This window comes from Salegentibacter chungangensis, assembly GCF_042678405.1.
GTDB lineage: Bacteria > Bacteroidota > Bacteroidia > Flavobacteriales > Flavobacteriaceae > Salegentibacter_A > Salegentibacter_A chungangensis.
In genome coordinates this window covers 377,255-397,309 of sequence record NZ_JBHTLI010000001.1, presented here as the reverse complement: position 1 = coordinate 397,309, position 20,055 = coordinate 377,255, and the positions used below count along the sequence as shown (strand labels likewise).

The following is a 20,055-nucleotide window of genomic DNA, read 5'->3' as shown; positions in this document are numbered from 1 at the left end:
ATATAGATGGCCCAGTCTACTAAAAAGAAAAAGAAACCCAATACGAGCAATCGTAAGTATATAATCGGGTTCTGGACCTTGTTTTTCCTAGGTCTTTTGTCAGTGATTTTCATCTTTTTGCTGGCAGGATGGGGAGCATTTGGAAAGATGCCCACTTTTGAAGAATTAGAAAACCCTGAAACCAACCTGGCGACGGAAATTTTCTCTGCCGATGGCGAAACTCTCGGTAAATACTATAGCGAGAACCGTACTCCGGTGAAATATGATGATCTGCCAGATCACCTTGTGGAGGCCCTTGTGGCTACCGAAGATGAGCGTTTTTACAAACACGCGGGGATCGATGCCAGGGGTACCTTAAGAGCAGCTGTTTTTCTCGGACAAAGAGGGGGTGCCAGTACCATTTCTCAACAGCTTTCAAAACTTCTGTTCACCGAAGATGTGGCCAATAACACCTTTGCAAGGATACTTCAGAAGGTGAAGGAATGGATTATCGCGACAAGACTGGAGCGACAGTATACCAAGGAAGAGATTATTACGATGTACTTCAATAAATACGATTTTGTCTACCAGGCAGTAGGGATTCGTTCGGCTTCCAAGATCTACTTCGGAAAAGAGGCCAAGGATCTTAAGATCGAAGAATCGGCGGTATTGGTGGCGATGCTGAAGAATGCTGCCCTTTACAATCCTGTTCGTCGTCCTGAGCTGGTAAAACAACGCCGTAACCAGGTCTTCGTGCAAATGCAGAAGAACGGGTATATCACCGAACAGGAAAAGGATTCTCTTCAAAAACTGCCTTTAAACCTTGACTTTTCTCCGGAAGGTCACGATGAAGGAATGGCGACCTATTTCCGTGTTTATCTTCAGGGTTTTATGAGAGACTGGATAAAGAAGAACCCGAAACCGGACGGAACCGAATATAATATTTACCGTGACGGCCTTAAGATCTACACCAGTATCGATTCCAGGATGCAGCAACACGCTGAGGAAGCTGTGAAGAAGCATATCGCGCATCTTCAGAAGGAATTTGATCGCCAGAACAGGAATAATTCCACTGCTCCTTTCAGAGATGTGGATAAAAGCGAGATCAACCGTATAGTGGAAAGTGCTATGAAGCGTTCGGTTCGATGGAAGCAAATGAAGAACGAAGGCAAGTCTGAAGAGGATATTATTGCTTCTTTCGATAAAAAGACCCCAATGAGGGTGTTTAGCTGGGAAGGGACCAAGGATACGGTGATGACCCCCAGGGATTCAATTTTCTATTATAAAGCTTTCCTGCAGGCGGGGCTTATGTCTATGAGGCCGCAAACAGGAGAGGTAAAAGCCTGGGTTGGAGGAACCAATTTCAAGCATTTTAAATACGATCACGTAAAGCAGGGAAAACGCCAGGTAGGTTCCACCTTTAAGCCTTTCGTTTATGCTACGGCAATAGACCAGCTTAAGCTATCCCCTTGTGATACTCTGCCAAGGAACAAGTTTACCATAGAGGCCGGGAAACACGGGAATATGAAGGATTGGTCTCCGCGTAATGCCAATGGCGAGTATTCCGGAATGCTGAGCCTTAAGGATGCACTGGCACAATCGGTAAATACCGTAACTGCAAGGCTTATTGATAAAACAGGCCCGAGACCCGTTATAGATCTTATTGAAAAGTTAGGGGTGAATACCGAAAACATTCCAGCGGTGCCTTCTATTGCGCTAGGTACAGCAGATATGAGCCTGTTCGAGATGGTTTCGGCTTACAGTACTTTCGCGAATGAAGGGGTTTATGTAAAACCTGTTATCGTGAACAGGATCGAAGATAAGAACGGAACAGTGCTGTATCAGCACGTGCCTCAAACCCGTGACGTTTTGAGCAAGGAAGCCGCTTATGTTACCGTTAACCTGATGGAAGGAGTTACCCACTCAGGTTCAGGTAGACGCTTAAGAGGAACTTATGCTAAGAACCTTGATCATTACAAACGCGGGGTGACAGGATACCCTTATGACTTCAAGAATCCTATTGCCGGAAAGACAGGAACCACACAGAACCAGAGTGACGGTTGGTTTATGGGAATGGTGCCGGACCTTGTGACCGGGGTTTGGGTAGGCGCCGAGGACAGATCGGTGCATTTCCCTACGATCACTTACGGTCAAGGGGCTACAATGGCCTTACCTATTTGGGGAATATATATGAAAAGCCTTTATAATGATGAAGAAGTAAAGGTTTCTAAAGAAGAGTTTCCTAAGCCTGAGGTGGTGACCATTGAAACCAATTGTGAGAATTACGGAGCAAAAAAAGATTCGGAAGAAAGCATTCCGGACGAGCTCGATTTTTAGGATAGTTTAAAAAATTACGGTTAAAATTTATAAAAATGCAATCTTGGGTGCGCACAGCATTGGAGATTGCATTTTTATTTTCGTATTTTTCGGTAAAATTTCGAAAAAATGATCAGAAAAACCGTAGATAATGTAACCGATGCCTTGGAAGGGGTAGAGGACGGAATGACGTTTATGCTGGGGGGCTTTGGCCTTTGCGGAATTCCGGAAAATGCCATTTCAGAATTGGTTAAACGCAACGTAAAGAACCTTACCTGCATCTCTAATAATGCGGGTGTAGATGACTTTGGGCTCGGCCTATTACTTAAGAAAAAACAGATCGATAAAATGGTATCTTCCTATGTGGGGGAGAACGACGAATTCGAGCGGCAGATGCTTAGCGGTGAGCTTGATGTGGAGCTTATCCCGCAGGGAACCCTTGCAGCAAGATGTCAGGCCGCCCAGCAAGGCTTTCCTGCCATCTATACTCCGGCCGGTTACGGAACTGAAGTAGCTGAAGGCAAAGAGACCAGGGAATTTGACGGAAAAATGTATGTGCTTGAAATGGCTTTTAAAGCCGATTTCGCATTTGTAAAAGCCTGGAAAGGAGACAAGGCAGGAAACCTGATCTTTAAAGGAACGGCCAGGAACTTTAATCCTGCGATGTGCGGTTCTGCAAAGATTACAGTTGCCGAGGTAGAGGAGCTGGTGGAACCGGGAGAACTCGACCCTAACCAGATCCATATTCCCGGCATTTTTGTGCAACGGATCTTTGAAGGAAAAAATTACGAAAAGAGAATTGAACAACGTACGGTCAGACAAAAAGCATAGATATGGCATTAGATAAAAACGGAATAGCACAACGCATAGCTAAGGAAGTGAAAGACGGTTACTATGTGAACCTCGGGATAGGGATCCCGACACTGGTGGCCAACTTTGTTAGAGATGATATAGAAGTTGAATTTCAGAGCGAGAACGGGATCCTGGGAATGGGACCTTTCCCTTTTGAAGGGGAAGAAGATGCCGACCTGATAAATGCCGGTAAACAGACCATCACAGCACTTCCTGGAGCGAGTTTCTTTGATTCTGCGATGAGTTTCGGGATGATTCGGGGTAAGCATGTAGACCTTACGATTCTTGGTGCAATGGAGGTTGCCGAAAACGGTGATATTGCAAACTGGAAAATTCCTGGAAAAATGGTAAAAGGGATGGGAGGAGCTATGGATCTTGTAGCTTCTGCTGAAAATATTATCGTTGCGATGATGCATACGAATAAGGCCGGAAAATCAAAATTACTTAAAAAGTGCAGCCTACCGCTTACAGGAGTGGGTTGCGTAACTAAAATTGTTACCAATCTTGCCGTTCTGGAAGTTACCGAAAACGGGTTTAAATTGCTGGAAAGAGCTCCGGGTGTGAGCGTAGATGAAATAAAAGAAGCAACGGAAGGACGACTCGTTGTTGAGGGCGACATTCCTGAAATGAAACTGAGTTAAAAATTATTGAATTATTAAAACCTTTTGAAGAGGGTGCGGCTGCGGGCTGCACCCTCTTTTTTTGATCATATTAAGCCTTCCATGTTATTCGATGAAAGGTAAAAATAATCGATAAAATACGTTAAAAGTTTATTAAACCTAATAATTTTCCTACTTTGGGGTATTAATTAATCAATTAAACCCTACCAAAGTGGAAAAAAAACTACTCTTTAATTCCGTGATAATCGCGGGATTAACTCTTTTTTCGTTTCAGGCCAACGCGCAGGATTCAGAAAAGGATGTTAAAAAACGGATCAACGACGAAAAAGGGAAACCTACCCTTATCGTCTTTAAGGAAAATTCAAGTTACAATGCCAGTCAGCATCGAAAACTGTTTAAAGAACAACTGGAGCTCAATGACCGGGTAAATTTCTCAAAGATTAAATCTGAGAATGATAATGCCGGTTATCAACATGACAAATACCAAATGTTCTATGAGGGGGTTAAAGTAGAATTTGCCACCTACACCATTCACTCAAAAGGAGAGAACCTGCAGTCTATGAGTGGTGAATATTACAGAGTACAGGATGTTGACACAAAACCGGGAATTCCAAAGGAAGTAGCTTTCAGAAAAGCACTTAACCACATTGGAGCAAATTCTTATTTATGGGAAGATCCTGAGAGTGCTTCTAAAATTGGATATGAAAAGCCGGAGGGAGAGCTTGTTTTATTGCCAACATTGAAATTTGAAGTGATTAATGAGAAGAGCTTTAAAGAAGAGGTTCGGCTTGCTTACAAGTTTGATATTTATGCCACAGATCCTATAAGTCGCGGGAATCTCTACATAGATGCGCAAACCGGAAAGGCATTGCTTTATGATGCTACAATTAAGCACATAGGGAAGTATAGTCATTCAAAATCTGGTGAGACCTCCTTTTCAGGAAAAACAAGTGCTGCTAACGCAATATTTGCTACCGGAACCGCTGCAACCCGCTATAGCGGATCTAAAAGTATTCAAACCTCTGTAAATGGTTCTTCCTATATTCTGTCTGATGTGACCCGTGGAAACGGGGTGCAGACCTACGATATGAATACCGGGACCAATTATAATAATGCAGTGGATTTTACTGACAATGACAATAATTGGTCTGCAGCAGAACACGATAATGCGGCTAAGGATAACGGTGCCTTAGATGCTCACTGGGGTGCCGAGCAGACCTATGATTATTTTTCCGGCGTTCATAACCGAAACAGTTTCGATAACCAGGGAGCGGCTATTGAAAGTTATGTGCATTTTGATGTGGACTATGATAATGCGTACTGGAACGGGAGTGTAATGACCTACGGGGATGGAAGCGGCACCTATTTTGATATTCTTACTTCATTGGATGTAGCTGCCCACGAAATTGGACATGCAGTTTGTGAAAATACAGCGAACCTTGCTTACCAGAAGGAATCTGGTGCTATGAATGAAGCCTTTTCAGATATCTGGGCAGCCTGTGTTGAGTATTATGCGGCACCTTCTAAATCTACCTGGTTAATTGGTGAGGACATAGAAAGAAGATCCGGTCATTTGGCCTTAAGGTCTATGAGCGACCCTAAGTCTGAAGGTCAGCCTGATACTTATGGAGGGACTAACTGGATTAATCCAAACTGTACCCCAACAGACCAGAATGACTATTGCGGGGTGCATACCAATAGTGGTGTACTGAACCACTGGTTCTATATCCTGGCAGTTGGGAAATCCGGTACAAACGATATTGGAGATTCTTACAGTGTGAACGGGATCAGTATAGATAAGGCCGCTCAGATCGCTTATCGTTTAGAAAGCGTTTACCTGTCTGCAAACTCAACTTATGCTAATGCCAGAACATACGGAATTCAGGCTGCTACCGATCTTTATGGAGCCGAATCTCCCGAGGTGATCGCTACCACCAATGCTTTTTACGCGGTTGGGGTTGGATCTGCCTACGGAGACGTTAGCTATTGCTCTTCCCAGGGGAATAGTATAGCAGATGAGTATATTGGAAGAGTTCAGCTGGAAGGGATAGATAATTCTTCTTCGGCATCAAGCGGATATACGGATTTCACTTCGGTATCAACAGATCTTTCTAAGGGCAACCAGGTCACAATTACCGTAACTCCAACCTGGACGGGTACCACCTATAGCGAAGGTTATGCGGTTTGGATAGACTATAACCAGAATGGTGATTTTGGAGATTCGGGAGAACTGGTATGGAGTAAATCGGCTTCCAAGACCACACCGGTTTCAGGGTCTTTTACAGTTCCATCTTCAGCGGCCAGTGGTGCAACCCGGATGAGGGTTTCTATGAAGTATAACGGAATTCCTACCCAATGTGAGGCTTTCTCCTACGGAGAAGTGGAAGATTATACTGTAAACATCAAAGATGGAGCACCGGATACCGAAGCCCCTTCGGCACCTGCTAATTTAGCGGCCAGCGGGACCACACAAACCTCTACATCCCTTTCCTGGGATCCATCAACAGATAATGTTGGTGTTGCAGGTTATAATATATATAAGGACGGTGGTTTCCTGACTTCGGTTACCTCAACAAGTTATACAGTGAACGGACTTACTGCGGCAACTACTTATGATTTTTATGTTGAAGCCACAGACGATGCAGATAACGTATCGGCTAAATCGAATACAATTTCAGTTACAACTCAGGATACTTCAGTTTCATACTGTAGTTCTCAGGGAAGTGACTCCAGTTATGAGTGGATCGATCTTGTTCAGTTAAATGACCTTAATAACCCGACCGGAGATAACGGGGGCTACCAGGATTTTACTTCTCAAAGTGCAAGTCTGCCTTATGGATCGAACACAATTTATATAAGTGCCGGTTTTGCCAGTTCTTCGTATACCGAATACTGGAAGATCTGGATAGATTATAATAAGGATGGAAACTTTGAAGCTTCAGAGCTTGTGGTAAGTGGATCTTCTTCCAGCAGCGGAACGCTTTCAGCTTCTTTTAGCGTACCTACAACAGCGAGTGCGGGTACAACAAGGATGAGGGTTTCTATGAAATATAATTCGGCACAAACCGCTTGTGAAACCTTTTCTTACGGAGAAGTGGAAGATTATACGGTTGTAGTGGGACAAGCTGCTGCGGCAATTGTTAGCACTGCCAAACCCGATGCTTCGCCAATGGGTAACGAGCCTAATGTTTTTGATGCAAGTCTGTATCCAAACCCGGTGGTTAGCGGAAATCTGTTGAACGTAAATGTACCGGATGACAGAAAACTTGATTATAAGATCTTCAATTCTGTAGGGTATGAAGTAGCCAGCGGAAAACTTAATCAGGCAATAAATGTAGCCAGATTAACCAGTGGCACGTATATCGTAAGATTTAGTGATGGTCAAAAAGAGATCGTTAAGAAGTTTATTAAACTATAGCACTGAATTAGCCAAAAGAAAAAGCCGGATTTTTGATCCGGCTTTTTTGTTTTTAGGTGTCTAAAAAAGAGGTTGAGGTTTCTTCGAGATCGACCATAAAGTCTATGGCCTCTCTTCGGGATACCAGCTCTCCTCGGGAATTAGCCTGAGAAAAGTAATTGTACCAGCCTACATTCTTTAGATTATCTTCAAGCGTTTTCACTTCTGCTTCAGAAGGCATTTTCCAAACGGTCATATATCGGTAAGGACTTCTGTATGGGGTGTGCTCATCATTCCTGGCCCAGCCTACATTCTCAACCCCGGTGTCCTTCATTTCTGCGATCCTATCTTCCATATTATCTAAGACCTTGCGGCGCTCTTCTTTGGAAAGTTTCATCCATTTATGGGTAACATTCCACATCTCGACGTACAAATACATAATTCAGGATTTTATTGGTTAACAATAGTTTTCTGTAACTGTATTCTTGAAATAGCAGTTAAATCTTACTTAAAGATACTAATTAAAGAAGAGGAAAAATAAGCGGAAGTGTTGAAATTGAGTTAAATATGATTAGTGTCAGGAAGAAACTGAAGAAATTTCTTCCGCTGCCAGCAGCTTTTCCTGCCTTAACTTAAGGATGACCTGGGCGATGGCTACCACATCCTTTTCGCAGTATTTTATGATGCGGTCCGTGTTTTTCTCTTCATAAAAGACATTCCTCACATCACTTCCGCTAATATCATCTTTAGGGGAAGGGATTCCCAGCACGTTGGTTAGCAACCTGAGTGAGGTATAATGTTTATAATCTCCGAATTTCCACAATTCCAGGGTGTCCAGATGCGGAACTTCCCAGGGCTTTTTTCCAAACAGGTTTAATTTGGCCGGGAGCTTCAGGTCGTTAATAAGCAGTCGTCTTGCAATAAATGGAAAATCGAATTCTTTCCCGTTATGTGCACAAAGCAAATGCTGAGGTCTGAAAAAATGTTCGTCCAGTAATGCCGAAAATGCCTTAAGCAGATCCTTTTCTGCTCCGCTGAAGGTGGTGATCCTGAATTCCCTGTCCTGCTCCTTAAAATGGAAAAAACCCACCGAAATGCATACGATCTTTCCAAATTCAGCCCATATTCCTGCCCGGTCATAGAACTCCTCAGCTGTAAATTCATCTTTACGCTGATAAAGTGTCTTTTCTTCCCAAAGGAGTTTCTTGTCATCACTTAACCGATGATAGCTTTCAAATTCCGGAACGGTCTCTATGTCCAGGAACAGAATGTGTTCCAGCTTTATTTTATGTAGCATCTTTCAGCATTTTATAGGTTTCATCTATATAGTGGTAAAAATCGGGGGCGTGTTGTTCTCCTTCTTTCTTCCTGATTAGTTTTTCTCCCAGCCTTACAATAATCATATGATCTTCAGGGATCGTGATTACGTACTGGCCAAGAATACCGCGCATATAAAATATATCCTTGTTTCTGTAATCACTAAGCCAGAGACCATAACCATATTCGGGGCTGTCCTTAAACCTTGGATTAATGGAGTTTTTAACAAACGAAGAGTCCAGCAATTGCCTGCCTTCCCAGTTTCCGGAATGATTATAGAGTTTACCGAATCTCGCAAAATCGCGCGCGTTGGAAGCGATACAGCAATAGGCCTTTTCCATTCCGCTTTTCTTACTGTCTATCTGCCAAAGTGCGTCGCTCTTCATCCCCATTGGTTTCCAGAAGCTTTGGCTAAGGTATTCCGAGAGGGTTTTTCCTGTGGCTTTGGAAATGATCATCCCCAACAGGGCTGTATTTCCGCTGAGGTATTTAAAGCTTTTACCAGGAGTCCCGGTTACTTTTAGTTCAAGAATAAGTTTCCTGATATCATTATCAAAATAAGCCCTGGCGGTCTGGCCGAATGGGTTATAGTAGCTCTCATCCCAATTAAGACCCGACGCCATAGATGAAAGGTCGCCTACAGTCAGGCTATTATCAAACTGGGGGTAAAAATCTGCCACCGGCTGGTCAAGGCTTTTTATGTATCCGTCTTTTATGGCTTTTCCCAGCAGTGCCGAGGTGATACTCTTAGCCATAGAAAAAGAATTGGTTTTAGAATCGGGGCCGTAATCTTTATAATATTCTTCAAACCAGACACTATCGTTCTTAATTATAAGGAAAGCTATGGTACCCAGCTCTTTGTTCAGACTGTCCAGGATTTTTGTCGCCGGAGTCTCATTGTATTCTGATGAAACCGGCCATTCCCATTCATTATTTTCATCATTTTGAATAAGCCGGTTGGTGAAGTGCGGGTAATCGTCTATATAAGCCGTTTTGTGGCCTGTAAGGTAAGTGACCCGCGCTCCTTTAAGTATATAGTCATATCCGAAAAGATAAAGCAGGAGGATCGCTAAAAAGAGGAATAGGAAAAGATAGCCCAGGAATCGCAAAAATTTCTTCATATCCTAAAAATAGGAAATTTTGTTTTAGGCTTCATTCTTAGAATAAACTTTGCTGACTTGGCGGATTTTCGTGTTCCAGCAGCCATTTTTTGCGATGTAAGCCTCCGGCATACCCGGTGAGCGAACCATCGCTGCCAATAACCCTGTGACAGGGCACTACAATCCAGAGCGGATTTTTACCATTGGCGGCTGCTACCGCTCTTATCGCTTTTATATCGCCTAATTTTTTTGAGAGCTCCAGGTAAGAGGTGGTCGTGCCATAAGGGATATCCATTAAAGCCTTCCAGACTCTCTTTTGAAATTCAGTGCCTTCAGGAGCGGTGTGCAGGTCGAAATCTTTACGTTCTCCTGAAAAATATTCTTTTAACTGATTTATTGCCGGGAGGAGAAATGCAGGGATGTCTTCGGAAGTTTTCTCTTCAGCATCCAGAATTTTGATCTCTGAAAGACCTTCTTCACTCCCTGTTATCGCTGCTGTCCCCAGGGGTGTCTTCAGAAATACTGTTTTCCTCGTCATTCTGTTCTTCGTTTTTGCGTTTTATAAGTCCCAGTTTCTTTGCCCGCTTTTCCCAGTTTTGACGTGCCAGCATCTGCATGTCCTCAACATTATCGCTCTCATCCATAATCTCCAGTCCAAGCAGGGTCTCTATGATATCTTCCATAGTCACCAGCCCTACGGTATTGCCATATTCGTCAACAACCATCGTGATATGCGCCCTTTTCTGAACAAAAGTTTCAAAAAGCTCGGGGATAGGAGTGTGCGCAGGAGTAACAAAGATCTCCCTCTTTAGTTTGCTAAGCGGTGAGTCGCCTCTTTCTTCAATAAGCTCTTCCAGAACATCGTCTTTCAGAATAAATCCGGTGATGTTATTGGACCAATCTTTAAAAACAGGGATCCTGGAAAATTTTAAATTTTTATGATTTTTATGAAATTCAGCCACCGACATTGTTTCACTTTCGGTGATCGCCACCGAAAAAGGCGTCATCACGTCTTTAGCCTCAACCGACTTAAATACCAGCAGATTCTTGATCACCGTGGTTTCACTTTCCTCAAAAACTCCTTCCTCTTCAGCGGCATCGGTGATCGCGGCAAATTCTTCACGACTCATACTGGTTACATGGGCTTGTTTCCCGATAAGTTTTGTGGTAAGCATCATTAGCCAAAGAATGCCGGTATACTTGAGCGGAAAGATCATTAGTTTTAGGGACCGGGAAGTGAAGCCTCCAAGCGATTTCCAGTAGGTTGCTCCAATTGTCTTGGGAATTATTTCCGATAGGATCAAAATAGCCACCGTCATAGCAGCAGAAACGATTCCAACGGCATTGGTCCCGTCACCAAAGGTTTTTTCTGCCTGCACTCCAACTAAGATCGCGCCCACCGTATGAGCTACCGTGTTAATGGTAAGGATCGCAATTAGGGGTTTGTCTATATCCTGTTTAAAATGCGCCAGGCTATGGGCATAAGATTTCCCTTCTTTTTTTTTGATCTTGATATAAGAAGGGGTAAAGCTCAATAGGGCTGCTTCAAGAATGGAGCACATAAAAGAAAAGAATATGGATAAAAATGCAAAAACAAGAAGTAATGCCATATTGGTCGCTGGTTGTTTAAAAAATCTAATTTAGGCATTCTACCATAATTAAATTCAAAATAAATTATAAAAGCATGATAAAGAAAAAGCCGTCTACCAAGGGTTTTTTGGAAAACGGCTCTTAGCTAAGGTTAACTTTCCTAATTGGTTTTAGGAATATGCTCCCTGATAAGGCTGTCCCATTTCTTGGCCAGAAACAGCTTGTTTTCGGGGTCATAACTATGTTCATCGTCCTCATCATAAAAAAGGATCTCGGTTATTTTTTCCTGTCCGTTTCTGCTTAAAAGCTCAAGGCCAACCCGCGTGGTCATTTCCTTTTCACTCCTTCCGCCGGTATAATTTCTGGAAACCGTGCAATCCCTTACTTTGGAAAGGTCTATAATATCATATTCCATATCTTTCTGTGGTTCTGCAACCACCAACTTTTTCGATTCAGGATCGAGCCCAAGAACGAGCGAGTTTGAAAGTTCTTTATGCTGAAGTTTGAGTTTGAATTCAGATTCGATGTTCTTTAGTTTTTTAAGGCTCTTCCTTTCTGTAGCCGATTGGTTGAAAATTAAATAAAGAACGGGAGTGAAAAATAACATGAGCAATATCACTCCCATTATTAAAGATGAAGTATCCATTTTTTGAAATTTTATGTGTAAGAATAGCAGCTGTCTCCGGCATTCAATAGGCCGAAGTGACAGCGTTAGTAAGGCTGAAAATTAAATTCAGCTTACCAGAAAAAATGGAATGGGAAGATCTGCTGCTCCAGGCGGTTTTTAATATCTGCAGGAGCATTAACAGAGGTTTTTTGAATTTGAGAATGAATTCGGATTAACGAATTCTGAGTAGATCGAAGTTCGAAGAAAAAAGGCTCAGGCTGACTTTCCTGAACGTTTTCGGATATCTCTGAGAAATAGACTTCATTTATAAACAGGGCGGCCTTATCCCGGCTGGAAACCGAATGCTTTTGTTGCTCCCTGTTTGAGCCTGTGTTGTAATTGACAGAAGCAAAAACCTCCCCGCCAGATGCTGTTAAGAAAAGCAGCAGCAGAAAATTGAAAAGGATGTTTTTTCCAGAAGTTTTCACCCGATAAATGTACCTGGTTTTCGGGTATTCCCGATATAAAATCTAGTTATTTTTTCAGGAAATAAGTTTGGCAGCATCTTTGGCAAAATAACTGGCGATCAAACTGGCTCCTGCCCTTCTTATGGCTGTAAGTTGCTCCAGCATTACCGCATCGTGGTCCAGCCAGCCTTTTTCGGCAGCCGCCTTGATCATCGCATATTCACCGCTTACCTGGTAAACGGCAACCGGCAGGTTTACAGCATTCCTTATGTCGCGTACTATGTCCAGGTAGCATAATCCCGGTTTTACCATCACAATATCTGCACCTTCCTCAATGTCCATCAGAGTTTCTTTAACCGCCTCTTCTCTGTTTGCGGGATCCATCTGGTAGGTCTTTTTGTCTTTTGGAATATTTTCGGCATCTACCGGGGCTGAATCCAGTGCATCGCGGAAAGGGCCGTAAAATGCCGAGGCATACTTGGCGCTGTAGCTCATAATTCCGGTATCGTCAAAACCTTCATCTTCCAGCAGACTTCTCATTTCGAAGATCCTGCCGTCCATCATATCGCTCGGAGCCACAAAATCGGCACCTGCGCGGGCGTGAGAAAGGGCCATTTCAGAAAGTACTGCGGTGGTATCGTCATTCAGGATCTTACCATTGGCAACAATCCCGTCGTGCCCGTAAGCAGAATAGGGGTCAAGGGCAACATCGGTCATTACCAGCATTTCGGGTACGGCATTCTTCACCGTTTTCACCGCTCTTTGCATCAATCCGTCTGCGTTAAGGGCTTCGGTTCCGGCATTGTCCTTCAGATTCTCGGGAACCTTAACGAACAATAGTACGGACTTAAGGCCAAGCTTCCACAATTCCTTAACCTCTTTTTCAAGCAGATCAAGGCTCATCCTGTAATAATTGGGCATTGAAGCAATTTCCTCTTTTACATTCTTTCCCTCTACCACAAAAAGCGGTACTATAAAGTCATTAGGCGAAATCACGGTTTCACGAACCATACTTCTTATCGCTTCGTTACTTCTAAGTCTTCTGTTTCTTCTTAACATAGTTGTAAGTTTTAAGTAATAAGCCTTAAGCTATTACACCCAGTTTTTAGGTTGTTTAAGTACCTTCAGCAGTTTTTCCTCTTCACTTCCGGGCTCGGGGTGATGGTCATAGACCCATTGCACGTGAGGCGGCAGGCTCATAAGGATACTTTCTATCCTGCCATTGGTCTTTAAGCCGAACAGCGTTCCCTTATCGTGAACAAGGTTGAATTCCACATAACGGCCACGTCTTATTTCCTGCCAGTCCCGCTGAGCCTTTGTGTATTCAAGATCCTTTCTCTTTTCCACTATAGGAACGTAGGCTTCAAGGAAACTATCGCCTACTTCAGTCACAAAATCATACCAGTTTTCGATGCTCATTTCTTCATTGGCCTTGCAATAATCGAAGAAAAGACCTCCAATTCCGCGGGCTTCATCGCGATGGGAATTCCAGAAATATTCATCGCATTTCTGCTTGTAAACTTCGTAGAAATCCGGGTTGTGCTTATCGCAGGCCTGTTTCGAAATTCGGTGGAAATGAGCAGCGTCTTCTTCAAAAAGATAATAGGGAGTAAGATCCTGACCTCCTCCGAACCACTGGTCTATGGTGTTCCCTTCTTTATCGTACATCTCAAAATAGCGCCAGTTGGCGTGTACGGTGGGAACCATAGGGTTTTTTGGATGAAGCACGAGGCTTAAGCCGCAGGCGAAAAAATCTACATCGCCTACCTTGAAATATTTTTGCATTGCAGGAGCAAGGGGTCCGTGAACGGCCGAAATATTAACTCCTCCTTTTTCGAATACGTTTCCGTTCTCGACCACGCGCGTCCTTCCGCCCCCGCCTTCGGCACGTTCCCAAAGGTCTTCCTGGAATTTTGCTTTCCCGTCTGTCTCCTCCAGTTTTGAAGTGATCCTGTCCTGAAGTTCCTGTATGTACTTATAAAACTTCTCCTTCATCATTTATTTTGCCTGGTATTCCTTTACCGCATCTACAAAGGCCCTGGCGTTGTCTACCGGAATGTCCGGAAGGATGCCGTGCCCAAGATTGGCGATATAACGGTCTTTTCCGAACTCGTCTATCATTCGGGTGACCATATGTTTTATCTCTATTGGTTTTGAATATAAGCGGGCAGGATCAAAATTACCCTGCAGGGTGATCTGTCCTCCGCTCAGGTATCTCGCGTTCATTGCAGAGCAGGTCCAGTCTACTCCAAGAGCTGAAGCTCCCGATTGTGACATTTCCTTAAGCGCGAACCAGCAACCTTTTCCGTAGGCGATCACCGGGATCTCATCTTTTAAGGCATCAATGATCTGCTGCATATATTGCCAGGAAAATTCCTGGTAGTCTTCCGGGGAAAGTAATCCGCCCCAGCTGTCAAAAAGCTGAACGGCATCAACACCCGCCTTCACCTTGCCTTTAAGGTAAGCAATGGTGGTGTCGGTTATTTTCTGCAGTAACCTGTGAGCCGCCACCGGTTCCTGAAAGCAGAACTGCTTTGCTTTGTCGAAGGTCTTCGAGCCCTGTCCCTGCACGGCGTAGCATAGTATCGTCCAGGGAGAGCCGGCAAAACCTATAAGCGGAACTTCATCATTAAGTTCCTGTTTGGTCATTTTTATCGCCTCGTATACATAGTTAAGCTCCTCGTTTACATCGGGAACAACTACTTCCTCCACTTGTTTGGCAGAACGAATTGGGTTCGGCAGCCAGGGGCCTACCCCGGGTTTCATCTCCACGTCTATCTGCATCGCCTGTGGTACCACAAGGATGTCGCTGAAGAGGATCGCGGCATCGGTCCCGACCTGTTTTATCGGCATCACGGTGATCTCGGTAGCTAGTTCCGGAGTTCGGCAACGGGTAAAGAAGTCGTATTTTTCCTTCAGTTTCATAAAATCGGGCAGGTATCTTCCTGCCTGTCTCATCATCCAAACCGGCGGACGTTCTACGCTTTCGCCTTTAAGTGCCTTTAAAAGTAAATCGTTCTTTATCATGTATACGTTATTTTACCCCGACTCCCTGGCCGGAACTTAATTTTAATTTTTTTCTCCCGGTCTTCCAAAATATTTTACGACCTGTACGATCACGTTTTCAATTCCTGGGGTGCGGGCTATGATTATCTTATCTGAATGTTTCTTCGCTTCATTCGCAGTGGTTTCTCCTATACAGAACAGTGCCGAATCCCTCACCGGATTCTTTTCCGTATAACTTTGAACGGCGCTGGGGCTGAAGAACATAATTCCGTCAAAATCACGATCGATTTTCTGAATATTCAGACTGGTTTTATAAACCTGAGTTTCGTTGAGGTTAACATCGTTTTTTTTCAGTATTTCAGGGAGTTCATCTCTTCTTTTGTTTCCGCTGAAGAAGTGAAAACTCCTGTCTTTATAGTTTTTTACAATAAGCTCTGCCAGGTCTTTCCCATAATGGGCAGTTTCCAGCACCTTGAAGTTGTGCTTTTTTAGCAGGTCTTCAGTTTTCCGGCCCACACAAAAACAATCCCTGATCTCCATATTTTTTTCCAGAATGGCCTTAACAGCATTCCTACTTGTGAAAATTGCATTTTCTATCTTCTGAACTTCCACTTCGAAATCGGGAAATTCGATCTTTATGGCATCGTATTCCACGAGACTCAGACCTGTATTCAGCAAAAGTTCTTTTTGATTCTTTGCCAGTTTTTTTGTGGACAACAGGCTTGGCATTTACTTACTGGTTTAAGAACGATTTGATCTCTTTCATAAGTTCGGCTCCCCCATTGCTTAATATCTCTTCGGCGCAAAGTCTTCCGAAACCTTCCGACTTATCTAGACTGATGGTTTTTTCCACTCCTATCTTCCTTTTGCCGTCCAGGCTAAAAAGTGCGCCTTCAAAGAAAACCTGTCCCTTTCTTACTTCAGCCAGAGCGCCTATAGGTGCAGTACATCCGCCTTCAAGAACCCTTAGAAACTCTCTTTCAATATGTACAGTGATCTCTGAGTTACGGTGATTCAGCAGCGCAAGGGCATTTCGGCAAAAGTCATCCTTTTCCTTGGCAACCACCAGCATTGCTCCCTGCGCGGGTGCCGGGATCATCCAGTTAAGATCTAAATAGTTATCAGGCTTAAGATCTATTCTTTCAAGACCTGCAGCGGCAAAGATCGCCCCGTTCCAGTCATTTTGTTTGAGCTTTTTCATACGGGTGTTCACATTTCCCCGTAGGTCCACGACTTTATGATCTGGATATTTATGGAGCCATTGCGCTTTCCGGCGCAGACTTCCCGTGGCAATAGTACCCTCGTTTTCAAGGAAATCCAGGCCTTTGTGAATCAGAACATCTCTCGTGTTGGCTCTTTTCATCACGGCTGCCTCTACAATGCCTTTAGGAAGGGCGGTCGGCACATCCTTCATGGAATGCACGGCGATATCAACCTCGTCTTTTATCATAGCCACATCCAGGGTTTTGGTGAAGATCCCCGTGATGCCCATTTCATAAAGAGGCTGATCAAGGTTCAGGTCGCCGGAAGATTTTACAGGAACGAGTTTGGTCTTGTGGCCTTCTTTTTCAAGGGCCGCCTGAACGGTTTTGGCCTGCCATAGCGCTAGTTCACTGTCGCGGGTGCCTATTCGTATTATTTTGCTCATTTTTGGTACTCTTCAAGCTGAAAGACCTTCTGGATAAGCTCAAGACTCTCGTCTGTAGTTTCTGAATCTCCTTTCAGATGGTTTGCGAAATGCTTCATGATCTTCTGAATAATACGATTGCTCACAATTTCAGCGTGCTGATCGTTGAAGTCTTCAATTTTCTTGCGTTGAAAATCCAACTCGGCGTCCTTCATACCCTTGAGTTTCTTCTTAAGGGCTTTGATGGTTGGCGCAAATTTTCTTGTTTCCAGCCAGCTGTTAAAATCGCTTTCAACTTCCTGGATGATAATCTCGGCCTGAGGGATGAACTGTCGGCGTTTTTGCAGGGTTTCATCGGTCATTTGTGAAAGTTGGTCCAGATGAACAAGTTTCACGTTGTCAAGAAGGGTCACATCTTCCGAAACATTCTTTGGAATGGAAAGATCCAGGATAAGCAGATCTTTATTGGTATAGATAAGTTCTTTTGAAATAGTGGGGTTCTGAGCCCCTGTTGCTACTATCAGAATATCCGAATTTCTGATCTCTGCCTGAAGATCGGCGTAATCTTTTACAATAAGATTGAATTTTCCGGCAATCTTTTCGGCTTTATCCTTGGTTCGGTTTATAAGGGTAATGTGCTCGTTCCGGGTATGTTTCACCAGGTTCTCACAGGTGTTTCTGCCTATTTTACCGGTCCCGAAAAGCAAAATGTTTTTTTCTGAAACATTTTCTATACTGTTAAGAATGTATTGTACCGATGCAAAGCTTACCGAGGTAGCTCCCGAGGAGATCTCCGTTTCGTTCTTAATGCGTTTGCTTGCCTGGATCACGGCATTTACCAGTCTTTCTAAAAATGCATTGGCAAGTCCAAGGTTTTTAGAGCGGATGAAAGCTGTCTTAAGCTGACTTATAATCTCAAAGTCACCCAAGATCTGGCTGTCAAGTCCGGTTCCTACCCGGAACATATGGGAAATAGCGCTTTTGTTCTTATGAACGTAAGCTACTTTTTCAAACTCTTCTACTGTACCATGGGTGTGTTCGCAAAGAAGCTTGATTAGCTGGAACGGGTGTTGTGCAAAACCGTAAATCTCGGTACGGTTACAGGTAGATGTTACCAGAATCGCGTCTATGCCCTCTGTCTTCGCCTGCGCCAGTAATCTGGCTTTTCCTTCCTCATCCAGACTAAAATGTCCTCTTATCTCTGCATCGGCCTTTTTGTAACTAAGACCAATGGTATAAAAATGTTTTCCGCTAGAAACGTGATAATCTTCCATGTACCTTTTTAGGAATTCTGTGGCAAAAGTAAAACAAAGGCTACTAAAAATATAACGCTGTAAGTACTAAATATGTCGTTTGCTGATATTTATCATAAAATTTGGAACCAACCTATTGATTTACGCTATTTTTGTAGTAAATTCAGATGGTTTAATACTATTTGTTTAGACTCATTCTAAATAAAATGTCGATTTTAAGTATGGAAATTGAAGAAAAAAATATCGCTCAAAGGTATGTAGATGAAACGAAGATTGAAGAAGGCTTTTTCATACTTAAGTTTCAGAATGATACCGCTGAAATTCAGAAAATAATACGGGAGATAGACAGCAGTTTCCTGCAGTTTCACTTCAACGTGAAAGGTGCGGCTAAATTTCTGTTCAATAAGGGGAGTTATGAGTTGCCGCTGGCCGAAGAGAAATCTTTGATCTTGTATAATCCGCAGCGAAATCTGCCGCTAAACCTGGAATTGCAGCCCAACTCCTGGATGGTTTCCCTGGTGATCTCCATCAAGAAATTTCACGCGCTTTTCTCTCAGGAAGCCGATTACATCAGCTTTTTAAGCCCGGAGAATAAGGACAAGAAATACTACAAAGACGCGCCAATTTCTCCATCTATGGCCATAGTGTTGAACCAGGTGATGAATTTTAATCTAACGCCAAGCATTAAAAACCTGTATTTTAAAAGCAAGGCATATGAGTTGCTGAGCCTTTATTTTAACAGGGCCGAAGATGCGAATGTGGAGCAATGTCCTTTTCTTAGTGATGAAGAAAATATAATGAAGATCAGAAAAGCCAAAGATATTGTGATCTCGCGAATGGTAGAACCGCCTTCTTTGCAGGAGCTTTCGGAAGAAATAGACCTGAGCCTGAAAAAACTGAAGGAGGGGTTTAAGCAGATCTATGGCGATTCGGTCTATAGTTTTCTATTCGATTATAAAATGGAGTATGCCCGTAAACTGCTCAATACCGGCGAGTATAATGTGAATGAAGTGGGATTGAAGGTGGGTTACAGCACCGCGAGCCATTTTATAGCTGCTTTTAAAAAGAAATTTGGCACTACGCCTAAAAAATATATAATGTCTTTATCTACAAGTGTTTAAATATGAATTTGATTAACAAGCTTCCCATACTGGGGATTTTTCTTTTTAGTTATGTGATTGGTTTTGCACAGGAACCAGAAGTGCTTGTCTTTTCCAAGACCAAAGGCTTTTGGCATAAATCTATTCCGGCGGGTATAGAAGCCATTGAAGAAATGGGAGAGGAATATGGTTTTAAGGTTTCTGAGACCGATGAAGCCAAAGAATTTTCACCAGAAAATCTTAAGAAATATAAACTGGTGATCTTTTTGAATACCACCGGAAATGTGCTGAACAATAAACAGCAGCAGGCCTTTGAAGAATATATTGAGGGTGGCGGGAATTTCTTCGGAATTCATTCTGCCGCCGATACCGAATATGACTGGCCCTGGTACGGCAACCTGGTAGGAGCTTATTTTAATGGCCACCCGCCTGTTGCCGAAGCCGAGATCATTGTTGAAAAACCAGATCATTTAACGGTTTCTCATTTGTCTGGGGTCTGGACCAGGAGAGATGAGTGGTATAATTATAAGAATATCAGCCCCCATCTTGAGATGCTGTTAAGACTGGATGAAAGTACTTATGAAGGAGGAGAGAATGGCGAAAATCATCCTATTGCCTGGTATCAGGAGCTTCCCGGGGGCGGGAAAGCTATTTATACCGGAGGCGGTCATACCATAGAGTCTTATATTGAGCCCCGGTTTAGGGAACATCTTCTGCGATGCATTCAATTTGCAACGGCAGAACATATAGATTAAAACCGGCTCTATGCCCGTATAAGAAACTGCAATTGCGATTGGTCTTTTGCTAAAAATTATAATCTTAAT

Annotated in this window: 18 protein-coding genes; 6 read left to right on the top strand and 12 right to left on the bottom strand. The window is 43.3% G+C overall.

Going from position 1 to position 20,055, the window contains the following annotated elements:
• Positions 1 to 6 precede the first annotated feature (6 nt).
• The 4 genes from ACFQ3Q_RS01735 (at position 7) to ACFQ3Q_RS01720 (ending at position 7,185) form a co-directional block, all read left to right on the top strand.
• On the top strand, positions 7 to 2,316 hold the full coding sequence (locus ACFQ3Q_RS01735) for a penicillin-binding protein 1A (protein WP_380742312.1): 2,310 nt from the start codon (positions 7 to 9) through the stop codon (positions 2,314 to 2,316).
• Between the two features lie 108 nt (positions 2,317 to 2,424).
• Positions 2,425 to 3,126 carry a CoA transferase subunit A gene (locus ACFQ3Q_RS01730; RefSeq protein ID WP_380742310.1) on the top strand — a complete coding sequence of 234 codons (702 nt, stop codon included), beginning with the start codon at positions 2,425 to 2,427 and terminating at the stop codon, positions 3,124 to 3,126.
• A gap of 2 nt (positions 3,127 to 3,128) precedes the next feature.
• A complete protein-coding gene (locus ACFQ3Q_RS01725) occupies positions 3,129 to 3,788 on the top strand; it encodes a CoA transferase subunit B (protein ID WP_380742309.1) in 660 nt (219 codons plus the stop codon).
• Positions 3,789 to 3,978: 190 nt separating this feature from the next.
• Positions 3,979 to 7,185 carry a M4 family metallopeptidase gene (locus ACFQ3Q_RS01720; RefSeq protein WP_380742307.1) on the top strand — a complete coding sequence of 1,069 codons (3,207 nt, stop codon included), beginning with the start codon at positions 3,979 to 3,981 and terminating at the stop codon, positions 7,183 to 7,185.
• Positions 7,186 to 7,237: 52 nt separating this feature from the next.
• On the opposite strand, the gene ACFQ3Q_RS01715 is transcribed toward ACFQ3Q_RS01720, so the two are convergent.
• The 12 genes from ACFQ3Q_RS01715 to hemA form a co-directional block, all read right to left on the bottom strand.
• Positions 7,238 to 7,603 (bottom strand): DUF6616 family protein, encoded by a 366-nt coding sequence (locus tag ACFQ3Q_RS01715; RefSeq protein WP_380742305.1) that lies wholly within the window; start codon positions 7,601 to 7,603, stop codon positions 7,238 to 7,240.
• 138 nt (positions 7,604 to 7,741) lie between these two features.
• On the bottom strand, positions 7,742 to 8,461 hold the full coding sequence (locus ACFQ3Q_RS01710) for a 3'-5' exonuclease (protein WP_380742303.1): 720 nt from the start codon (positions 8,459 to 8,461) through the stop codon (positions 7,742 to 7,744).
• On the bottom strand, positions 8,451 to 9,602 hold the full coding sequence (locus ACFQ3Q_RS01705; RefSeq protein WP_380742301.1) for a serine hydrolase domain-containing protein: 1,152 nt from the start codon (positions 9,600 to 9,602) through the stop codon (positions 8,451 to 8,453). Before ACFQ3Q_RS01705 ends, ACFQ3Q_RS01710 begins: the two co-directional genes overlap by 11 nt.
• A gap of 37 nt (positions 9,603 to 9,639) precedes the next feature.
• Complete coding sequence (locus ACFQ3Q_RS01700; protein WP_380742299.1) at positions 9,640 to 10,119, bottom strand: methylated-DNA--[protein]-cysteine S-methyltransferase; 480 nt, start codon at positions 10,117 to 10,119, stop codon at positions 9,640 to 9,642.
• On the bottom strand, positions 10,058 to 11,191 hold the full coding sequence (locus ACFQ3Q_RS01695) for a CNNM domain-containing protein (RefSeq protein ID WP_380742297.1): 1,134 nt from the start codon (positions 11,189 to 11,191) through the stop codon (positions 10,058 to 10,060). The genes ACFQ3Q_RS01700 and ACFQ3Q_RS01695 overlap by 62 nt, the downstream gene beginning before the upstream one ends.
• 140 nt (positions 11,192 to 11,331) lie before the next feature.
• Positions 11,332 to 11,817, bottom strand: coding sequence for a hypothetical protein (locus tag ACFQ3Q_RS01690; protein WP_380742295.1), 486 nt, complete (start codon positions 11,815 to 11,817; stop codon positions 11,332 to 11,334).
• Positions 11,818 to 12,320: 503 nt separating this feature from the next.
• On the bottom strand, positions 12,321 to 13,304 hold the full coding sequence (hemB, locus tag ACFQ3Q_RS01685) for a porphobilinogen synthase (RefSeq protein WP_380742293.1): 984 nt from the start codon (positions 13,302 to 13,304) through the stop codon (positions 12,321 to 12,323).
• A gap of 33 nt (positions 13,305 to 13,337) precedes the next feature.
• Positions 13,338 to 14,240 carry an oxygen-dependent coproporphyrinogen oxidase gene (gene hemF / locus ACFQ3Q_RS01680; protein ID WP_380745572.1) on the bottom strand — a complete coding sequence of 301 codons (903 nt, stop codon included), beginning with the start codon at positions 14,238 to 14,240 and terminating at the stop codon, positions 13,338 to 13,340.
• A 3-nt stretch (positions 14,241 to 14,243) separates the two neighbouring features.
• Positions 14,244 to 15,272, bottom strand: coding sequence for a uroporphyrinogen decarboxylase (hemE, locus tag ACFQ3Q_RS01675; protein ID WP_380742291.1), 1,029 nt, complete (start codon positions 15,270 to 15,272; stop codon positions 14,244 to 14,246).
• Positions 15,273 to 15,314: 42 nt separating this feature from the next.
• Positions 15,315 to 15,980 (bottom strand): uroporphyrinogen-III synthase, encoded by a 666-nt coding sequence (locus ACFQ3Q_RS01670; RefSeq protein ID WP_380742289.1) that lies wholly within the window; start codon positions 15,978 to 15,980, stop codon positions 15,315 to 15,317.
• 4 nt (positions 15,981 to 15,984) lie between these two features.
• A complete protein-coding gene (gene hemC / locus ACFQ3Q_RS01665; RefSeq protein WP_380742287.1) occupies positions 15,985 to 16,899 on the bottom strand; it encodes a hydroxymethylbilane synthase in 915 nt (304 codons plus the stop codon).
• Entirely contained in the window at positions 16,896 to 18,152 is a 1,257-nt protein-coding gene (hemA, locus tag ACFQ3Q_RS01660; RefSeq protein WP_380742284.1) for a glutamyl-tRNA reductase, read from the bottom strand. Before hemA ends, hemC begins: the two co-directional genes overlap by 4 nt.
• Positions 18,153 to 18,352: 200 nt before the next feature.
• Here hemA and ACFQ3Q_RS01655 point away from each other — a divergent pair, with 200 nt between their 5' ends.
• Complete coding sequence (locus tag ACFQ3Q_RS01655; protein ID WP_380742282.1) at positions 18,353 to 19,252, top strand: AraC family transcriptional regulator; 900 nt, start codon at positions 18,353 to 18,355, stop codon at positions 19,250 to 19,252.
• 2 nt (positions 19,253 to 19,254) lie between these two features.
• Positions 19,255 to 19,986: a ThuA domain-containing protein gene (locus ACFQ3Q_RS01650; RefSeq protein WP_380742280.1), complete on the top strand. Its 732-nt coding sequence runs from the start codon at positions 19,255 to 19,257 to the stop codon at positions 19,984 to 19,986.
• Positions 19,987 to 20,055: the final 69 nt, after the last annotated feature.